Origin of the sequence: Streptomyces sp. 13-12-16 (assembly GCF_002114215.1) — a bacterium.
GTDB lineage: Bacteria > Actinomycetota > Actinomycetes > Streptomycetales > Streptomycetaceae > Streptomyces.
The window spans coordinates 1-18,184 of sequence record NZ_NCTE01001091.1 but is presented as its reverse complement, the minus strand read 5'-3'; the positions used below and the strand labels follow the sequence as shown (position 1 = coordinate 18,184).

The following is an 18,184-nucleotide window of genomic DNA, read 5'->3' as shown; positions in this document are numbered from 1 at the left end:
GGGGGGCGGAGGTCCGGCGTCCTCCGCCCGCCGCCGTTCCGGTTGCCCCGGGAGGGCGGTTCGCCCTAGGAGGGCAGTTCCTTCAGCTGGATGTCGCGGAAGGAGACCTGGTCGTCGGCGCCGTGGTTCTGCAGACCGATGTAGCCGTCGGTCAGGCTCCGCTCGGGGTCCTTGTTGGTGAAGTCGTTGATCTTGACTCCGTTGAGGAACACCTGGAGGCGTTCGCCCTGGACCTTGATCTCGTAGGAGTTCCACTGGCCGGGCGGGCGCAGGACCTGGTCACGGGCCTTGATGTTCGCCGACTTGAAGGAGTAGACGGAGCCCGTGGTGCGGTCGGCCGCGTCCGTGGCGTCGATCTGGATCTCGTAGCCCTTGTCCACCGCGGACCAGGGGTCGTCGGAGGCCGGGAAGCCCACGAAGATCCCGGAGTTGTCGTCGCCCCGCATCTTCCAGTCGAGCGTGAGGGAGTACGACTTCAGCTCCTTGGCCTGGTACCAGAGCAGGCCCATCCCGCCCTCGGACTCCAGCGTGCCGTCCTTGACGTTGAACTTGCCGGGGCCGGCCTGCTTCCAGCCGTCCAGGGTCTGGCCGTTGAAGATCTCCCGGTAGCCCTTGTCCGGCTTGCAGTCCGCCTTCACCTGGCCGGTGGCGTACTGCATGCCGCCGAGCAGGTGGGTGCGGAAGGCCTCGTCGGCGTACGACTCCTTGGTGTGGCCACCGCCGGTGTAGAAGGAGCGGCCGCCGCCGTAGCTCTGGCACCAGGCGATCGGGTGGTCGCCCTTCATGGTGCCGCCGTCGTAGGTGGTCTCGTCGAGGGTGGCGAGGACCTTGGCCTGCTCACGCGGGTTGGTGCGGTAGTTGTACCACTCGTCGGTGCGCTCCCAGGTGTCCTCGAGGTGCGCGGTGGACGGGTGGTCGTGGTCGTGGACGCGCACGGTGGCCTTCTGGATGGCCGGGTGCGAGTCGAAGTAGGCGCCCACGAGGCCGCCGTAGAACTCCCAGTCGTACTCGGTGTCGGCGGCGGCGTGGATGCCCATGTAGCCGCCGCCGTTCTTGACGTAGTTCTCGAACGCCTTCTGCTGCTCGGCGTTCAGGACGTCGCCGGTGGTGGAGAGGAAGGCCACCGCGTCGTACTTGGCGAGGTTGGCGGTGGTGAACTGCCGGGCCTCCTCGGTCGCGGTGACCGAGATGCCGGCCGGGGCACCCAGCTCCTTCAGGGCGGCGACGCCCTCCGGGATGGAGTCGTGGCGGAAGCCGGCCGTCCTGGAGAAGACCAGGACCTTCTTGCCTGCCTTGAACGGCTCCTTGGAGAACTCGAAGTCGTCCACGTCGTACAGCGCGCCCTCGCCGCCCCGGAAGACCAGGTAGATCTCCGTGGTCTTCTTCGGCAGGGACCGCAGCGGCACGTCGACGTCCTGGAACGTCTCCCAGCCGCCGGTCGGCGGGATGTACGCCGAGCCGTGCAGCTTGCCGGTGGGCGAGCCGGTGCGCAGCTCGATGAAGCCGCCGGAGCCACCGGAGGAGGCCCGTACGGTCATCTTCTTCTGCCCGTCGAACTTGTAGGGGCTGAAGGAGATCCAGTCGCCGTCGTCGATGTTGCCGACGGTCTTGCCGCCGTTGGCACCGGTCTTGTCGATGACCGAAACGCCCTGCTGGGTGGTGAAGTGCTCGGCCTGGCGGTGCAGCGGCTGGAGCACGGTGCGGGCGGTGCCGGTCAGCGCCTCCTGGCCGTTCGCCCCGCCGTCGGTGTAACTGGCGCCGACGACACCGTAGATGTTGGCGTTGGGGTCGTGGCCGCCGTCCCCGGCGGGCGGCTTGAGGGTGCCCTCACAGCCCGTCTCGCTGGTCAGCTCGTGGGCGTGGGAGTCGTGGCCGAGGCTGTAGGCGACCTTGACCCTGGAGCAGTCGACGGTCTCCTCGGGGTCGGTGACGGTCACCTTGAACGGCACGGGCTCGCCGAAGGCGGCCAGGCTGCCGTTGCCCGGCACGGTGATCTTCACCGTGGGCTCGGTGTTGCCGACCACGATCCGGACGCTGGCGTTGCCGGTGTTGCCCTCGGCGTCCTTCGCGGTGAAGGTCGCGGTGTAGGTGCCGACCTTCTTGTAGCGGTGGGTGGGGGTGAGGCCCTCGCCCTTGGTGCCGTCGCCGAAGTCCCAGCCGTAGGTGAGGTCCGGGGAGTCGGCGTCCTTGGCGCTGCCGGTGAACTTGACCCTCAGCCCGGCCGCTCCGGACGTCCTGTCCGCGCCGGCCTCGGCGATCGGGGAGAAGCCGTCCTCGGCGTTCTCGATCCGGTACAGCGCGGAGTTCTCGTCGCCCTGGAACCAGGAGACGCCGTAGTCGAGGACGTAGAGCGCGCCGTCGGGGCCGAACTCCATGTCCATGATCTGGGTGCCGGTCCACGGGAAGTCGTTGATCGTCGCGACCGTGCCGTCCTCGTTCTGCTCGATCCGCTTGATCCAGCGGCGGCCGAACTCGCCGGCGAAGAAGTCGCCGTCGTACGCCTCGGGGAACTTCACGCTGGAGTCGAGCTCGGGGTCGTAGCGGTAGACCGGGCCGCCCATCGGGGACTCGGAGCCGGTGCCGAACTCGGGCACGGAACCGCCGTCGTACGGGATCCAGGCGGCCTGCGCGGGCGGCAGGTCGACCAGGCCGGTGTTGTGCGGGGAGGTGTTCTTCGGGGCGGCGCAGTCGAACTTCTCGCCGGAGGCGCCGGTGGCGAAGTCGTAGTCGTTGTAGGCGTCGTTGTCGCCGGTGCAGAACGGCCAGCCGAAGTTGGCGGGCCCGGTGACCTTGGCGAACTCGACCTGTCCCGCCGGGCCCCGGTTCGGGTCGGCGGCACCGGCGTCGGGGCCGTAGTCGCCCACGTAGATGGTGCCGGTCTTCTTGTCGATGTTCATCCGGAACGGGTTGCGGAAGCCCATCGCGTAGATCTCGGGGCGGGTCTTCTCGGTGCCCGGGGCGAAGAGGTTGCCCTCCGGGACGGTGTACGAGCCGTCCTCGGCGACCTTGATGCGGAGGATCTTGCCGCGCAGGTCGTTGGTGTTGCCGGAGCTGCGGCGGGCGTCGAAGGCCGGGTTGCGGTCCGCCCGCTCGTCGATCGGCGTGTAGCCGTCGGAGGCGAAGGGGTTGGTGTCGTCGCCGGTGGACAGGTAGAGGTTGCCCTCGGCGTCGAAGGCGATGTCGCCGCCGACGTGGCAGCAGGTGCCGCGGGAGGCCGCGACGTCCAGGACCTTCTTCTCGCTGGCCAGGTCCAGCGTGCCGTTGGGGTTGAGGACGAACCGGGAGAGGCGGTTGACGCCGTCGAACTTCTCGAAGTCCTCGGCGGTGCCGTTCTCCGGGGCGTCTCCGGCGGGGGTGTCGAGCGGCGGGGCGTAGTAGAGGTAGATCGCCCGGTTGTTCTCGAAGTCCGGGTCGATGCCGACGCCCTGCAGGCCCTCCTCGTCGTGGTTGTAGACGGGGATCCTGCCGGCGACCTTGGTGACGCCGCCCTGGTCGGTGAGGCGCAGCGTGCCGTCGCGGGCGGTGTGCAGGACGCTGCGGTCCGGGAGCACGGCGAGCGACATCGGCTCGCCCATCTCGGGCTCGCCCTTGGCGAGCGGTACCTGCTGGAACTGCCCCTCGGCGGCTGCCGCCCCGTCGTGCTCCGGGTGACCCGGGTGGGCGCCGGCGACGGTCGCCGGGGTGCCCACGGCCAGCAACAGGCCGGTGAACAGGGCGAGGGTGGTACGGAGTCTGGGACGCCTCGTGGTCCGGGCGGATGTGAGTCTGCTTCTGTGCACGAAGTCCCTCCGGGAACGGGTGGGCCGTACGGAACGGGTGCGAAGACGTGCGGTGCGTGCGGGTGCCGGGGTGCGCCGTCACCCCGGGGGCGTGAGTGTCCTGAACACTTCAGGGACGGTAACCGCGTTCTTCCGGGGCGAACACCCCTTGGAGCAGGACCGGTTGAACTTTTTCCCAACTCAGGACAAAGCGGGACGAGGGCAGGTCTGACCGGGGACCGGCGGATGTGCCGGCCCCCGTCCCCGACCTGCCGTCGGGCGTGCGGATCAGCTGTTGAACGCGGCGTCGAAGGACGCGCTGGGCGGCTCGAAGTCGAAGGCCTTGAGGCGGGTCAGCGCCTCGGGCGCGCCCTGCAGCCGGTCCATGCCGGCGTCCTCCCACTCGACGGAGACGGGGCCCCGGTAGTCGATGGAGCGCAGCATGCGGAAGACGTCCTCCCAGGGGACGTCGCCGTGGCCGGCGGAGACGAAGTCCCAGCCGCGCCGCGGGTCGCCCCAGGGCAGGTGGGAGCCGAGGCGGCCGTTGCGGCCGTCGAGGCGCCTGCGGGCCTCCTTGCAGTCGACGTGGTAGATCCGGTCGCGGAAGTCCCACAGGAAGCCGACCGGGTCGAGGTCCTGCCACACGAAGTGGGAGGGGTCGAAGTTGAGGCCGAAGGCCGGCCGGCGGTCCACCGCCTCCAGGGCGCGTACGGTCGTCCAGTAGTCGTAGGCGATCTCGCTGGGGTGGACCTCGTGCGCGAACCGCACGCCCTCGGCGTCGAAGACGTCCAGGATCGGGTTCCACCGCTCGGCGAAGTCCTCGTACCCGCGCTCGATCATCGACTCGGGGGCGGGCGGGAACATGGCGACCAGGTGCCAGATGGCGGAGCCGGTGAAGCCGATGACGGTGTCGACACCGAGGAGGGCCGCGGCGCGCGCGGTGTCCTTGATCTCGGCGGCGGCCCGCTGCCGTACGCCCTCGGCCTCGCCGTCGCCCCAGATGCGGGCGGGCAGGATCGCCCGGTGGCGTTCGTCGATGATGGCGTCGCACACCGCCTGCCCCACCAGGTGGTTGGAGATCGCCCAGCACTTCAGGCCGTACTTCTCCAGGAGCTGGTGGCGGCCGGCGACGTAGGACGGGTCGGCGAGCGCCTTGTCCACCTCGAAGTGGTCGCCCCAGCAGGCGAGTTCGAGGCCGTCATAGCCGAAGTCACGGGCGAGTCGGCAGACCTCCTCCAGCGGCAGGTCCGCCCACTGGCCGGTGAAGAGCGTGAAGTTGCGCGGCATCCGTATCCGTCCTCTCAGGCGGCGATCGGTGTGTAGACGGAGTTCTTCTCGGCGCTCTCCTCCACCGCGGCCAGGACGCGCTGCACCTGGAGCCCGTCGGCGAAGGAGGGTTCGGGACTGCGGCCCTCGGCGACCGCGTGGACCAGGTCGCGGGCCTGGTGCACGAAGGTGTGCTCGTAGCCGAGGCCGTGGCCCGGCGGCCACCAGGCATCGAGGTAGGGGTGCTCGGGTTCGGTGACCAGGATGCGGCGGAAGCCCGCGTGCGTACCGGGCTCGGTGCCGTCGTGGAACTCCAGCTCGTTGAGCCGTTCCAGGTCGAAGGCGAGCGACCCGCGCTCGCCGTTGAGTTCGATGCGCAGGGCGTTCTTGCGTCCGGTGGCGTACCGGGTGGCCTCGAAGGAGGCGAGGGCGCCGGAGGCGAAGCGGCCGGTGAACACGGCTGCGTCGTCGACGGTGACCTGCCCGGTGCCGGCGGCGGTGACGGCGGCCAGGCCGCTGCTGGGCGCGGTGGGCAGCGGCCGCTCCCGTACGAACGTCTCGGTGAGCGCGGAGACACCCGCGAGCCGCTCGCCGGACAGGTACTGCGCCAGGTCGACGATGTGCGCGCCGAGGTCGCCGAGCGAACCGGAGCCGGCCTGCTCGCGGCGCAGCCGCCAGGTCAGCGGGAACTCCGGGTCGACCAGCCAGTCCTGCAGGTACGCGACCCGTACGTGCCGCAGCCTCCCGATCCGGCCCTCGGCCACCATCCGCCGGGCCAGCGCGGTCGCGGGAACCCGGCGGTAGTTGAAGCCGACCATCGCCGACTGGCCGCGCGCCGCCGCCTCCTCGGCGGCGCGGGTCATCGCCTCGGCCTCCGCGACGGTGTTGGCGAGGGGCTTTTCGCACAGCACGTGCTTGCCCGCGGCGAGCGCGGCGAGCGCGATCTCGGCGTGGCTGTCGCCGGGGGTGCAGACGTCGACGAGGTCGATGTCGTCCCGTTCGACCAGGGCACGCCAGTCCGTCTCGGTCTCCGCCCAGCCGTGCCGGTCGGCCGCCGCGCGCACGGCGTCGGCGTCCCGGCCGCAGATCACGGCCAGTTCGGGGCTCAGCGGCAGGTCGAAGACGCGTGGCGCGGTGCGCCAGCCCTGGGAGTGGGCGGCGCCCATGAAGGCGTAACCGACCATGCCGATGCGCAGTGGTGGCTTCCCCCTCTGAGCCCCGTCGGACGCTTGCGGCTGTGCCATTCGGATGTCCTCCTCGTCGTCGTGGCGGGCGGGGGTGGGCCCCGCCCGGGGGGCTGGTCAGGCCCGTGGGGCGGGGCTCCTCACTTGAAGCCCGTGGACATGTACTGGTCCACGTTCTCCTTGTCGACGACGGCCGAGTAGCAGGTCACCGACGAGGGGATCTCGAACTCCGCGAGGCCGCTCACGCCCTTGCTCTGTCCGAGGGCGCGGGCCAGGTCGATCGCGGAGGCGGCCATCGTCGGCGGGTACAGGACGGTGGCCTTCAGGACACCGTTGTCGGCCTTGATGGCCTCGAACGCGGCGAGCGCGCCCGCGCCGCCCACCATCAGGAACTCGTCGCGCCCGGCCTGTTCGATGGCGCGCAGCGCGCCCACGCCCTGGTCGTCGTCGTGGTTCCACAGTGCGTCGATCTGCGACTGGGCCTGGAGGAGCTGGGCCGTCTTGGCCTGACCGGACTCGACGGTGAACTCGGCGGCCTGGCGGGCCACCTTCTGGATGTTGGGGTAGTTCTTCAGCGCGTCGTCGAAGCCCTGGGTGCGCTGCTTGGTCAGCTCCAGGTTGTCCAGGCCGGCCAGCTCGACGACCTTGGCGCCCTGCTTGCCCTTGAGCTTCTCGCCGATGTAGTGACCGGCGTTCAGGCCCATGCCGTAGTTGTCGCCGCCGACCCAGCAGCGGTACGCCTGCGGGGTGTTGAAGATCCGGTCGAGGTTGACGACGGGGATGCCGGCGCGCATCGCCTTCAGCCCGACCTGGGTGAGGGCCTTGCCGTCGGCGGGCAGGATCACCAGGACGTCGACCTTCTTGTTGATGAGGGTCTCGATCTGGCCGATCTGCTGGGCGGTGTCGTTGGAGCCCTCGGTGATCTCCAGGGTGACGTCGGAGTACTTCTCCGCCCGCTTCTTGGCGTTGTCGTTGATGGCGTTGAGCCAGCCGTGGTCGGCCTGCGGTCCGGCGAAGCCGATGGTGACCGGCTTGCCGGGCTTGTCGTCGGCGGCCGGCTGGTCGTTGGCCGCGGGCTCGTCGTCGCTGGACTCGTTGCTGGTGCAGCCGGTGACGAGGGCGCCGGCGGACACGGCGGCCGCTCCGAAGAGCAGTCCTCTGCGGCTGGTGAACTCTGGCATGGCGGTGAACCCTTTCCTCAGGTCGTGCTCGCGGTACGGCGCTGGACCAGCACGGCGGCGACGATGATCGCGCCCTTGGCGATCTGCTGGACGTCGCTCTGCAGGTTGTTCAGGGCGAAGATGTTGGTGATCGTGGTGAAGATCAGGACGCCGAGGACGGAGCCGACGATGGTGCCGCGGCCTCCGGTGAGCAGGGTGCCGCCGATGATCGCGGCGGCGATGGCGTCGAGTTCGTAGAGGTTGCCGTTGGTGTTCTGGCCGGAGCCGGCCAGCACGATCAGCAGGAAGGCGGCGATGCCGCAGCACAGCCCGGACAGCAGGTAGAGGTAGAGCCGCTGGCGGCGTACGTCGATGCCGGCGAGCCGGGCGGCCTCCGCGTTGCCGCCGACGGCGACGGAGCGGCGGCCGAAGGTGGTCCGGTTGAGGAGCAGCCAGCCGATGACGGTGACCGCGGCGAACACCAGGACCAGCGGCGGTATGCCGAGGATGTAGGAGTCGCGCTCGCCGAGGTCGAGGACGCCGTCGACGGTGACGATCTGCGTCCGCCCGTCGGTGATCTGCAGGGCGAGGCCGCGGGCCGAGGCGAGCATGGCGAGGGTGGCGATGAACGGGACCATCCCGCCGTACGCGATGAGCACCCCGTTGACCAGTCCGCACCCCAGTCCGACGAGGACGGCGGTGAAGAGGATGCCCGCGAAGCCGAACTCCTGGGTGGCGACCGTGGTCGCCCACACCGAGGCGAGGGCGACGATCGCGCCGACCGACAGGTCGATGCCGCCGGAGATGATGACGAAGGTCATGCCGACGGTGACGACACCGATGACGGAGGCCTGGGTGAGGACCAGTTGGAGGTTGCGGGTGTCCAGGAACTGGTCCGGTTTGGTGATGCCGCCGATGAGGATCAGTACGGCGAGCACGCCGAGCAGCGACAGCGTGCGGACGTCGGCGCGGAACAGCACGGCGCGCCAGGCGGGCTTTTCGCCGGCCGACGGCACCTTGGGGGCGCTGTCCCGCGGCGGGGAGACGGGCTGCGTCATGACGCCGGGCTTCCTTCCATGACCAGGTCGAGTACACGGTGTTCGTCGAGTTCGCGGGCGGGCGCCGTGTGGACGACGCTGCCCTCGCGCAGCACCAGGACGCGGTCGGCGAGGCCGAGCACCTCGGGCACCTCGCTGGAGACCAGCAGTACGGCGAGGCCCTCGTCCGCCAGCCGGCGGACGACCGCGTAGAGCTCGGCGCGGGCGCCGACGTCGACGCCCCGGGTGGGTTCGTCGAGCAGCAGCACCCGGCAGCCACGCAGCAGCCAGCGCGCGAGCACGGCTTTCTGCTGGTTGCCGCCGGACAGGGTGCGCACGGGCACGTCCGGGTTGTCGGGCCGCAGCGACAGCTCGCGGACCGCCGCGCGAGCCGCCCCCAGTTCGGCACCGCGGTCGATCCAGCCGGCCTTCGCGAAGCGGGACATGGAGGAGACCGACACGTTGCGGGTGACGGACTCCAGCATCAGCAGGGCCTGCGCCTTGCGTTCCTCGGGGGCGAGCCCGAGTCCGGCGCGCACGGCGGCCCGTACGCTGCCCGGCCTCAGCGGGCGTCCGTCGACGAGGACCCGGCCGGTGTCGGGCTTGCGGGCGCCGTAGATCGTCTCCAGGATCTCGGAGCGTCCCGAGCCGACGAGTCCGGCGAGTCCGACGATCTCCCCGGGGCGCACCTGGAGGTCGAGCGGGGCGAACTCGCCCCGGCGGGACAGCCCTTCCACGGTCAGCACCGGTTCGCCCGGCGGCGCGGCGGTGGGCCGCTCCGGGAAGACGTACTCGACGTTGCGTCCCGTCATCAGCGCGACGACCTCGCGGGTCGGCGTCGACTTCGCGGGCAGTCCGCCGGCCACGGCCCGGCCGTCCTTGAGGACGGTCACCCGGTCGCCGATGCGCCGGATCTCCTCCAGGCGGTGCGAGATGTAGACGACGGCGACGCCGTCGGCGGTGAGGTCGCCGACGATGCGGAAGAGGTTGTCGACCTCGTCCGGGTCGAGGGCGGCGGACGGCTCGTCCATCACGATGAGCCGTACGTCGTGGGAGAGCGCCCGCGCCATGGAGACGATCTGCTGCTGCGCCGCGGAGAGTTCGCCGACCAGCCGGGCCGGGTCCACCTCGGGGTGGCCGAGCCGCTTGAGGAGTTCGGCCGTCGACGACCTGGCGGCCCTCCCCCGTACGACGAAACCGGCGGCCGTGGGTTCGTGGCCGAGGTGGACGTTCTCGGCGACCGACAGGTGTTCCACCAGGTCGAGTTCCTGGTAGATGGTGGCGATGCCGAGGCGCATGGCGGCGATCGGCGAGCGCAGGGTGACGTCCTCGCCGCGCCAGCGGATGGTGCCGGTGTCGGGCTGGTGGGCGCCGGCCAGCACCTTGATCAGGGTGGACTTGCCGGCGCCGTTCTGGCCGAGCAGGCAGTGCACCTCGCCGGCCTGGACGTCGAGGTCGACGCCGTCCAGGGCCCGGACTCCGGGGAACGACTTGGTGATGCCGGACATGCTGAGCAGCGGTGGTTGTGGTGCCATGCGGATTCCCCTCGGCGGGCGTACGGGCCGGTGTCAGGGCGATCCCCTTGCGGGGCAGGCGTTTTCGGGCAGGGCGGGGTAGGGCGGTGGCGGTGCCTGGTACGGGTGGGCTGTTCCGGGGCGGAGAAGGGTGCGGTGGAAGCCGGTGCGGTGGAGCGGGTGCCGTGACGCGGATGCGGTCGTACTCGGAGCGGGTGCCGTGACGCGGATGCGGTGGTGCCTGGAGCGGGTGCGACGAAGGAGCGGGGGAAGGCTGCTTACGCGGGTGAGAACAGGTGGTCGCTGATCAGCCGGGCCCCGCCGATGACTCCGGCGGTGGGTCCCAGCTCCCCCAGCACGATGGGCAGGTTGCCCGTGGCCAGGGGCAGTGAGCCGCGGTAGACCTGGGTGCGGATCGCGGCGAGCAGGGTGTGGCCGAGGCCGGTGACCCCGCCGCCGATCACCACCAGGCCGGGGTTGAAGAAGCTGACCAGGCCGGCGATGACCTGGCCGGTGCGGTTGCCGCCCTCGCGGATCAGATCGAGGGCGGTGGCGTCGCCGGCCGCGGCCGCGGCGGCGACGTCGACGGCGCTGAGCGTGCCGTTCGTCTCCAGCCGGCCGGCGAGTTCGGCGGAGAGCCGCTGTTCGGCGGCCTCCATCGCGTCCCGGGCGAGGGCCGCGCCGGAGAAGTGGGCCTCCAGGCAGCCCCGGTTGCCGCAGGCGCACGGGCGGCCGTCGGGCACGGCCTGGATGTGCCCGATGTCGCCCGCGCTGCCCGTCGTACCGCGGTAGACCTCACCGCCGACGACGATGCCGCAGCCGATGCCGGTACCGATCTTGACGCAGAGGAAGTCGGCGACGGTGCGGGCGACGCCCGCGTGCTGCTCCCCCATCGCCATCAGGTTCACGTCGTTGTCGACCATGACCGGGCAGCCGAGGTCCTGGCTGAGCGCCTCCCGCACGGGGAAGCCGTCCCAGCCCGGCATGATCGGCGGAGCCACCGGGACGCCCTCGGGGAAGCGGACCGGGCCCGGGACGCCGATGCCGGCGCCGTCGAACCCCTCCGCGAGCCCCGATGCCTTCAACTTCGCGGCCATGACGAGTACTTGCTCGAAGACCGCGACCGGTCCCTCGCGTACGTCCATGGGCTGGTTGATGTGCCCGAGGATCTCCAGCTCGGCGTTGGTGACGGCGACGTCGACCGAGGTCGCGCCGATGTCGACGCCGAGGAAACGCAGGTGCGGGTTGAGCCGGATGTTGTGGGAGCGCCGGCCGCCGCGCGAGGCGGCGAGTCCGTCGGCCACGACGAGATCCGTCTCCAGCAGCCGGTCCACCTCCACGGCCAGTTTCGACCGGGAGAGGTCGACCTGGTCGCCGAGCTGGGCCCGGGAGTTGGGCCCGCCGTCGCGCAGCAGCCTGAGCAGTCGTGCCTGGTGTGCGTTGGCGGGTCGCGCTGTCATACGTCTCACGAGCCCCTCCCCGCCTCGATCGGCCTGTGCGCGCCGGATTCCGGCCACGTGTGTGGCGTTCCTTCGGATGGGAAAGTAGCAGCGCCTGCCGGAGGTGGGAAGAAGTCGCGCAGGAATTGCCCCCTACTTTTTCCACTCACAGGACAAAGGAGTCCGCGAGGGCACGAGGAGAGCCGTCGCAAAGCAGCCGGAAAGGCGCACTCAGGACTTCGTGCGGGCGTGGTACGAGCGCCGGGTGTGCTCGGTGTGTTCGCGCATGAGCCGGGTGGCCAGTTGTTCGTCGTGGGCGGCGACGGCCGCGATCAGCTCGCGGTGCTCGACCCAGGACTGTCCGCCGCGCTGCCGGGCGACGGGCGTGTAGTACCAGCGCACGCGCCGGTCGACCTGGGCGGCGAGTTCGGCGAGCACGGCGTTGCCGGCCAGCTCCATGATCTTGGCGTGGAAGCGGGCGTTGAGGGCGACGGCGGCGTCCACGTCGTCGGCGTCGACGGCCTCGAGCCCCTCGGCCAGGATCTCCTCCAGGGCCGCCACGCCCGCCCCGTCGGCGTTGCTCGCGGCCAGCCGGGCCGCCTCGGCCTCCAGCAGGGTGCGGACGGTGAGGAGCTGGTCGGCCTCCTCCTCCGTCGGCTCGTGCACGAACGCGCCCTGCGCGGGCCGCAGATCGACCCAGCCCTCGGTGTTGAGCCGCTGCAGCGCCTCGCGCACCGGCTGGCGGGAGACGCCGAGGTGGCCGGCGAGTTCGCTCTCGACGAGGTGCTGGCCGGGCTGGAGGGCGCGGGTGGTGATGAGTTCGAGCAGCGCCTCGTAGACCCGGTCGCGCAGCGGTCCCGGCCGTTCGAGCCTGGGCACCGCCCCCTGGGGCAGTCCGGTCGACAGCATCGCGGTCCCCCTCCTCGGCGGCGCCGCGCACCGCCGCGAACACCGGTGCACCGCAACGCCAGTAGTGATTGTCTTTCGTCTACAGTCTACGGCGCACGGGTGCCAGGGGTACGGGGAGTCGGCCTCGTCACACCCGCGGTGGGTTCAGGGGCAGCGCACGACCTGTCCCGCGTACGACAGGTTCCCGCCGAAGCCGAAGAGCAGTACCGGGTCTCCGGCCGTCACCGAGCCCTGTTCGACGAGCTTGGAGAAGGCGAGCGGGATGCTGGCGGCCGAGGTGTTGCCGGACTCGGTGACGTCGCGGGCGACGACGGCGTTGACGGCGCCGAGCCGGCGGGCGAGGGGTTCGATGATCCGCAGGTTGGCCTGGTGCAGCACCACCGCGGCGAGGTCCTCGGGCGCCAGCCCCGCCTTCTCGCAGGCCTGGCGGGCGACGACCGGCAGCCGGGTGGCCGCCCAGCGGTAGACGCTCTGCCCCTCCTGCGCGAACCGCGGCGGTGTCCCCTCGATCCGCACCGCGTGGCCCATCTCGGGCACCGAGCCCCACAGCACCGGGCCGATCCCCGCCTCCGCGCCCGGGGCGCAGGCCTCCACCACGGCCGCCCCCGCCCCGTCGCCGACCAGCACGCAGGTGGTGCGGTCGGTCCAGTCGGCCACGTCGGACATCTTGTCGGCGCCGATGACCAGCACCCGGCTCGCGCCGCCGGCCCGTACGGCGTGGTCGGCGGTGGCGAGGGCGTGGGTGAATCCGGCACAGACCACGTTGATGTCCATGACGGCGGGTCCGGGCATGCCGAGGCGGGCCGCGACGCGGGCGGCCATGTTGGGCGAGCGGTCGATGGCGGTGGACGTGGCCACCAGGACCAGGTCGATCTCGGCGGGGGTCCGGCCGGCCGCCGCCAGTGCCTTGGCGGCGGCGTGCGCGGCCAGCTCGTCGACCGGTTCGTCGGGCCCGGCGATGTGACGGGTGCGGATGCCCACGCGGCTCGTGATCCACTCGTCGCTGGTGTCGACCATGCCCTCCAGGTCCTCGTTGGTGAGGACCCGGGCGGGCTGGTAGTGGCCGACGGCGACGATGCGCGAGCCGATCATGGGCGATCCCCCTGGTGGTTCGGTTGCGGGATGCACCAGTCTGATCAGTGACTCACGGGTACGAGGGCAGGTGAAGCGACAGGAAACGGGTGCGAGGCTTGTCGGCTTCCGTCAGGTCCCGGACGGCCCGGGGCCGCGGTCGCCCCGGGCCCGCGGTCACCCGGTGAAGAGCTGTGCCGCCTTGCGCACGAGCTCGTACAGTCCGTAGGCGAGCGGCACCCCCACCCACAGCCAGGAGAAGGTGATGAGCCCTCTGCGGCCGGGGCTGCTAGGCGGACTCTGGCTGTTCTCGCCGGTCATCGGCGGCCTCCTTCGCCGTCTCGGGGGCGGGGACGTGGTGACGGGGGTGGACGGGCCGGACCAGCTCGTTGGCGACGAAGCCGACGACGAGCAGCCCGATCATGATGACCAGTGACAGCCCGTACAGGGACGGTCCGTGCCGGCCCGCCTCCTCCTGGTGGTCGGCGACCCGGTTGACGATCAGCGGTCCGAGCACACCGGCCGTGGACCAGGCGGTGAGCAGCCGGCCGTGGATCGCCCCGACCTCGTAGGTGCCGAAGAGGTCCTTCAGATACGCCGGGACCGTGGCGAAGCCGCCGCCGTAGAAGGAGAGGATCACCAGGGCGCACAGCACGAACAGCGGCTTGGAGGAGTCGCCCAGCAGCCAGATGAGCGCGTACATCAGCGCGCCGACGCCGAGGTAGACCCGGTAGATGTTCTTGCGGCCGATGAGGTCGGAGGTGGTCGACCAGCCGATGCGGCCCGCCATGTTGGCCGCCGACAGCAGGGCGACGAATCCCGCGGCGGCGGTCGCCGACACCGGTGCGGAGGTCTCCGCGAAGAAGTCGGTGATCATCGGGGCGGCCTTCTCCAGGATGCCGATGCCCGCGGTGACGTTCATGGTGAGCACGATCCACAGCAGCCAGAACTGCGGGGTGCGCACCGCGGAGCGGGCCGAGACCTGCGGCCCCGTGACCGCGGCGGGCCCGCCGGCCACCGGGCGGGCGGTGCGCGGCACCCGCACCAGCACCACACCGAGCAGCATGAACACGGCGTACGTCAGCCCGTGCACGAGGAAGGCGAGCGCGATGCCGGCGTTGTCGGCGCCGAAGGAGTCGAGCATCTGCGCCGACCAGGGCGAGGCGATCAGCGCGCCGCCGCCGAAGCCCATGATGGCGATGCCGGTGGCCATGCCGGGCCGGTCCGGGAACCATTTGATGAGCGTGGAGACGGGCGAGATGTAGCCGATGCCCAGGCCGATGCCGCCGACGAAGCCGTAGCCGAGGACGATCAGCCAGTACTGCTCGGTGGCCGCGCCCAGGGCGGAGAGCAGGAAGCCGGAGGAGAAGCAGATCAGGGCGACGGTCATCGCCCAGCGCGGGCCCCGGCGTTCGACGAGGGTGCCGCCGAACGCGGCGGACAGGCCGAGCATGACGATGCCGAGCTGGAAGGGCAGTGCGCTCTGGGTGCCGCTGAGGTCGAGCGCGGACTCCAGCGGCGGCTTGAACACGCTCCACGCGTAGGCCTGGCCGATGGAGAGGTGGACGGAGAGCGCGGCGGGCGGGACGAGCCAGCGGCTCCAGCCCGGCGGCGCGACGGGGGGACTCATGAGTCCCCAACCGTAGGGACGGCTGGGGCCGTTGAGAAGACGGTTGAGCGGACAACCACTGGTACTGCACAAAGCCTTGCTGAGGCCACCTCCATACTGTAGACAATATTCCGTCGACAGAGATTCGGCGGTTCCCGTGGTCCTCGGTGTCCCTCGACCGGACGGAGCTACCCTCGCCATGAAAGTCGCAGTCCTCGGCGCCGGGGCGATCGGCGCCTACGTCGGTGCCGCGCTCCACCGTGCGGGCGCCGACGTGCATCTCATCGCCCGTGGACCGCACCTGGCGGCCATGAGGCAGTACGGAGTACGGGTGCGCAGCCCGCGCGGCGACTTCACCGCGCGCCCCCACGCCACCGGCGACCCGGCCGAAGTCGGCCCGGTCGACCATGTGTTCCTGGGCCTGAAGGCCAACTCGTACGCGGCGTGCGGGCCGTTGATCGAGCCGCTGCTGCACGACACCACGACCGTCGTGGCCGCCCAGAACGGCATCCCCTGGTGGTACTTCCACCGGCACGGCGGACCGTACGACGGCCGCCGCCTGGAGAGTGTGGACCCGCGGGGCGCGGTCAGTGCGGTGCTCGCGCCCGGACGGGCCGTCGGCTGCGTCGTCTACGCGGCCACCGAACTCGAACGGCCCGGCGTGGTGCGCCACGTGGAAGGCACCCGCTTCTCCATCGGCGAGCCGGACCGGAGCGTCTCCGCGCGCTGTCTGGCCCTGAGCGAGGCCATGCGGGCGGGGGGCCTGAAGTGCCCGGTCGAGCCGGACCTGCGCAACGACATCTGGCTGAAGCTGCTGGGCAACATCTCCTTCAACCCGATCAGCGCCCTGGCGCGCGCCACCATGCGGCAGATGTGCCTGCACGGCGGCACCCGGCGGGTCATCGAGACGATGATGGCCGAGACGCTGGCGGTCGCCGGGGCCCTCGGCTGCGAGGTCGGCGTCTCCATCGAGCGCCGGCTGGCGGGCGCGGAGAAGGTCGGCGACCACCGCACCTCCACGCTCCAGGACCTGGAGCGCGGCAAGCCGCTCGAACTCGACGTCCTGCTCGCGGCCGTCGTCGAACTGGCGGAGATCACCGGTGTCCCGGTGCCCACCCTGCGCACCGTGCACGCCCTGTCGGACCTGCTCGCGCTGAGGAGCGCCGCATGAGGAAACCCGCCCGCAGGCAACGCGACCGAAGCCCGAAGACCTACACCCGTCTCACCCACCCCCTCGTCCGGGACTCGCGCGACGCACCCTTCCGCCGGGCGAGCTGGGACGAGGCCCTGGACCGGACCGCGCGGGGCCTGGCGGCGGCGCGCGGCGCGTTCGGGCTGTTCTCCTGCTCCCGCGCGACCAACGAGACGAACTACGTGGCGCAGAAGTTCGCCCGGGTCGTCATGGGCACCAACAACGTCGACTCCTGCAACCGCACCTGCCACGCCCCGTCCGTGGCCGGCCTGTCGGCGGCGTTCGGCTCGGGCGGCGGCACGTCGTCGTACGAGGAGGTCGAGCACACCGACGTCATCGTGATGTGGGGCTCCAACGCCCGCTTCGCGCACCCGATCTTCTTCCAGCACGTGCTGAAGGGCGTGCGGGGCGGCGCCCGGATGTACGCGGTCGACCCGCGCCGGACGTCCACCGCCGAGTGGGCGGAGAGCTGGCTCGGGCTGAACGTCGGCACGGACATCGCGATGGCGCACGCGGTCGGCCGCGAGATCATCCACGCGGGCCTGGTCAACGAGCCGTTCGTACGGCGGGCCACCACGGGTTTCGAGGAGTACGAGGCGCTCGTCGAACCGTGGACGCTCTCCCTGGCCGAAAAGGTGACGGGCGTACCGGCGGCGGCCATAAGGGAGTTGGCGCACGCCTACGCCCGCGCGGAGCGCGCCCAGCTCTGCTGGACCCTCGGCATCACCGAGCACCACAACGGCACCGACAACGTCCGCGCCCTGATCAACCTGTCCCTCCTGACCGGCCACGTCGGCCGCTACGGCTCGGGCCTGCAGCCCCTGCGCGGCCAGAACAACGTGCAGGGCGGCGGCGACATGGGCGCGATCCCCAACCGTCTGCCCGGCTTCCAGGACATCCTCGACACCGGCACACGGCTGAAGTTCGAGTCGGCCTGGGACACCGTCATCCAGCCGCACCACGGGCTGACCCTGACGGAGATGTTCGAGGCCATGGAGGACGGCTCCCTGCGGGCCGTCTACTGCATCGGCGAGAACCCGGCCCAGTCGGAGGCTGACGGCGAACAGACGGTACGCCGCCTGCGGGAGCTGGACTTCCTGGTGGTCCAGGACATCTTCCTGACGAAGACCGCCGAGCTCGCGGACGTCGTCCTGCCCGCGACCGCCGGCTGGGCGGAGACCGAGGGCACCACCACCAACAGCGAGCGCCGGGTGCAGCGGGTGCGCCGGGCCGTGGTCCCGCCCGGCGAGGCGCGCGAGGACATCGACATCCTCTGCGACCTCGCCACCCGTCTCGGTCACGACTGGAAGTACGCCGACGCCGAGGCGGTGTGGAACGAGCTGCGCTCGGTCTCCCCCGACCACCACGGGATGACGTACGAGCGTCTGGACGAGCACCAGGGCATCCAGTGGCCGTGCCCGAGCACGGACGCGCTCGAACCCACGTATCTGCACGGCCGTCTGTGGGATCCGGATCCGGCCGGGCGCGGCAGGCCCGCCCCCTTCGGCATCGTGCGGCACGACCCGCCGGTCGACCTCACCGACGAGCAGTACCCGATCCGGCTGACCACGGGCCGGCGCCTCGACTCCTACAACACGGGTGTGCAGAGCGGTGGTTTCGCGTCCCCCCTGCGGCGCGGCGAGTACGTCGAACTGTGCCCGGAGGACGCGGAGCGCTACGGGGTGGCGGTCGGCGAGGAGGTGCGGGTGACCTCGCGGCGCGGTTCGGTGCTGGCGCCGGTCTGGGTGGACACGGGACTCCGGCCGGGGCTCGCGTTCATGACGTTCCACTTCCCCGACGAGGTGGACACCAACCGGCTGACGATCGAGGCGAACTGCCCGATCGCGGGGACCGCGGAGTTCAAGGCGTCGGCGATCCGGATCGAGAAGGTGAGCACCCATGGACCTGCACTTCGGTGACAGCAAGCCGACGGACGAGGAACGCGCGGCCGTCGACGCCCTGCTCGGCCCGCCCGAGTCCTCCTGGGAGGGCGCCGACCGCTCCGACGCGGACCTGCGCTGGGCCCGCGGCGGCCGGGCGGCCCG

Annotated in this window: 13 protein-coding genes; 2 read left to right on the top strand and 11 right to left on the bottom strand. The window is 71.2% G+C overall.

Translation table 11 applies throughout. The annotated features are described in order from the left end of the window. Positions 1–65: 65 nt before the first annotated feature. The 11 genes from B7767_RS35735 to B7767_RS35690 form a co-directional block, all read right to left on the bottom strand. Positions 66–3,779: a ThuA domain-containing protein gene (locus B7767_RS35735; protein ID WP_085575681.1), complete on the bottom strand. Its 3,714-nt coding sequence runs from the start codon at positions 3,777–3,779 to the stop codon at positions 66–68. Positions 3,780–4,046: 267 nt separating this feature from the next. After that, positions 4,047–5,045: a sugar phosphate isomerase/epimerase gene (locus B7767_RS35730; protein ID WP_085575680.1), complete on the bottom strand. Its 999-nt coding sequence runs from the start codon at positions 5,043–5,045 to the stop codon at positions 4,047–4,049. Positions 5,046–5,059: 14 nt separating this feature from the next. Beyond that, on the bottom strand, positions 5,060–6,268 hold the full coding sequence (locus B7767_RS35725) for a Gfo/Idh/MocA family protein (RefSeq protein WP_085575679.1): 1,209 nt from the start codon (positions 6,266–6,268) through the stop codon (positions 5,060–5,062). Between the two features lie 80 nt (positions 6,269–6,348). Then, positions 6,349–7,389 carry a substrate-binding domain-containing protein gene (locus B7767_RS35720; RefSeq protein WP_085575678.1) on the bottom strand — a complete coding sequence of 347 codons (1,041 nt, stop codon included), beginning with the start codon at positions 7,387–7,389 and terminating at the stop codon, positions 6,349–6,351. 17 nt (positions 7,390–7,406) lie between these two features. Next, on the bottom strand, positions 7,407–8,426 hold the full coding sequence (locus B7767_RS35715; protein WP_085575677.1) for an ABC transporter permease: 1,020 nt from the start codon (positions 8,424–8,426) through the stop codon (positions 7,407–7,409). Then, positions 8,423–9,940 carry a sugar ABC transporter ATP-binding protein gene (locus B7767_RS35710; RefSeq protein ID WP_085575676.1) on the bottom strand — a complete coding sequence of 506 codons (1,518 nt, stop codon included), beginning with the start codon at positions 9,938–9,940 and terminating at the stop codon, positions 8,423–8,425. Before B7767_RS35710 ends, B7767_RS35715 begins: the two co-directional genes overlap by 4 nt. Before the next feature lie 257 nt (positions 9,941–10,197). Then, positions 10,198–11,379, bottom strand: a complete 1,182-nt coding sequence (locus B7767_RS35705; RefSeq protein ID WP_085575675.1) for an ROK family protein — start codon at positions 11,377–11,379, stop codon at positions 10,198–10,200. A gap of 210 nt (positions 11,380–11,589) precedes the next feature. Beyond that, a complete protein-coding gene (locus B7767_RS35700) occupies positions 11,590–12,267 on the bottom strand; it encodes a GntR family transcriptional regulator (protein ID WP_085575674.1) in 678 nt (225 codons plus the stop codon). A 144-nt stretch (positions 12,268–12,411) separates the two neighbouring features. Then, positions 12,412–13,359, bottom strand: a complete 948-nt coding sequence (locus B7767_RS35695) for a beta-ketoacyl-ACP synthase III (RefSeq protein ID WP_085575673.1) — start codon at positions 13,357–13,359, stop codon at positions 12,412–12,414. Between the two features lie 156 nt (positions 13,360–13,515). Continuing rightward, positions 13,516–13,659, bottom strand: a complete 144-nt coding sequence (locus tag B7767_RS46845; protein WP_179167435.1) for a hypothetical protein — start codon at positions 13,657–13,659, stop codon at positions 13,516–13,518. Continuing rightward, on the bottom strand, positions 13,628–14,968 hold the full coding sequence (locus B7767_RS35690) for an OFA family MFS transporter (protein WP_085575672.1): 1,341 nt from the start codon (positions 14,966–14,968) through the stop codon (positions 13,628–13,630). Before B7767_RS35690 ends, B7767_RS46845 begins: the two co-directional genes overlap by 32 nt. Positions 14,969–15,146: 178 nt before the next feature. On the opposite strand from B7767_RS35690, the gene B7767_RS35685 reads away from it, so the two are divergent. Then, entirely contained in the window at positions 15,147–16,118 is a 972-nt protein-coding gene (locus tag B7767_RS35685; RefSeq protein ID WP_085575671.1) for a 2-dehydropantoate 2-reductase, read from the top strand. Further along, entirely contained in the window at positions 16,115–18,058 is a 1,944-nt protein-coding gene (locus B7767_RS35680; RefSeq protein ID WP_085575670.1) for a molybdopterin oxidoreductase family protein, read from the top strand. Before B7767_RS35685 ends, B7767_RS35680 begins: the two co-directional genes overlap by 4 nt. The last annotated feature ends 126 nt before the right edge of the window (positions 18,059–18,184 follow it).

Excerpts from the sequence above, each read along its gene's own strand:
- B7767_RS35680 (WP_085575670.1), top strand. The coding sequence starts at position 16,115 with ATGAGGAAACCCGCCCGCAGGCAACGCGACCGAAGCCCGAAGACCTAC.
- B7767_RS35685 (WP_085575671.1), top strand. The coding sequence starts at position 15,147 with ATGAAAGTCGCAGTCCTCGGCGCCGGGGCGATCGGCGCCTACGTCGGT.
- B7767_RS35700 (WP_085575674.1), bottom strand. The coding sequence starts at position 12,267 with ATGCTGTCGACCGGACTGCCCCAGGGGGCGGTGCCCAGGCTCGAACGG.
- B7767_RS35730 (WP_085575680.1), bottom strand. The coding sequence starts at position 5,045 with ATGCCGCGCAACTTCACGCTCTTCACCGGCCAGTGGGCGGACCTGCCG.
- B7767_RS35690 (WP_085575672.1), bottom strand. The coding sequence starts at position 14,968 with ATGAGTCCCCCCGTCGCGCCGCCGGGCTGGAGCCGCTGGCTCGTCCCG.
- B7767_RS46845 (WP_179167435.1), bottom strand. The coding sequence starts at position 13,659 with ATGACCGGCGAGAACAGCCAGAGTCCGCCTAGCAGCCCCGGCCGCAGA.
- B7767_RS35705 (WP_085575675.1), bottom strand. The coding sequence starts at position 11,379 with ATGACAGCGCGACCCGCCAACGCACACCAGGCACGACTGCTCAGGCTG.
- B7767_RS35720 (WP_085575678.1), bottom strand. The coding sequence starts at position 7,389 with ATGCCAGAGTTCACCAGCCGCAGAGGACTGCTCTTCGGAGCGGCCGCC.
- B7767_RS35695 (WP_085575673.1), bottom strand. The coding sequence starts at position 13,359 with ATGATCGGCTCGCGCATCGTCGCCGTCGGCCACTACCAGCCCGCCCGG.
- B7767_RS35725 (WP_085575679.1), bottom strand. The coding sequence starts at position 6,268 with ATGGCACAGCCGCAAGCGTCCGACGGGGCTCAGAGGGGGAAGCCACCA.
- B7767_RS35715 (WP_085575677.1), bottom strand. The coding sequence starts at position 8,426 with ATGACGCAGCCCGTCTCCCCGCCGCGGGACAGCGCCCCCAAGGTGCCG.
- B7767_RS35710 (WP_085575676.1), bottom strand. The coding sequence starts at position 9,940 with ATGGCACCACAACCACCGCTGCTCAGCATGTCCGGCATCACCAAGTCG.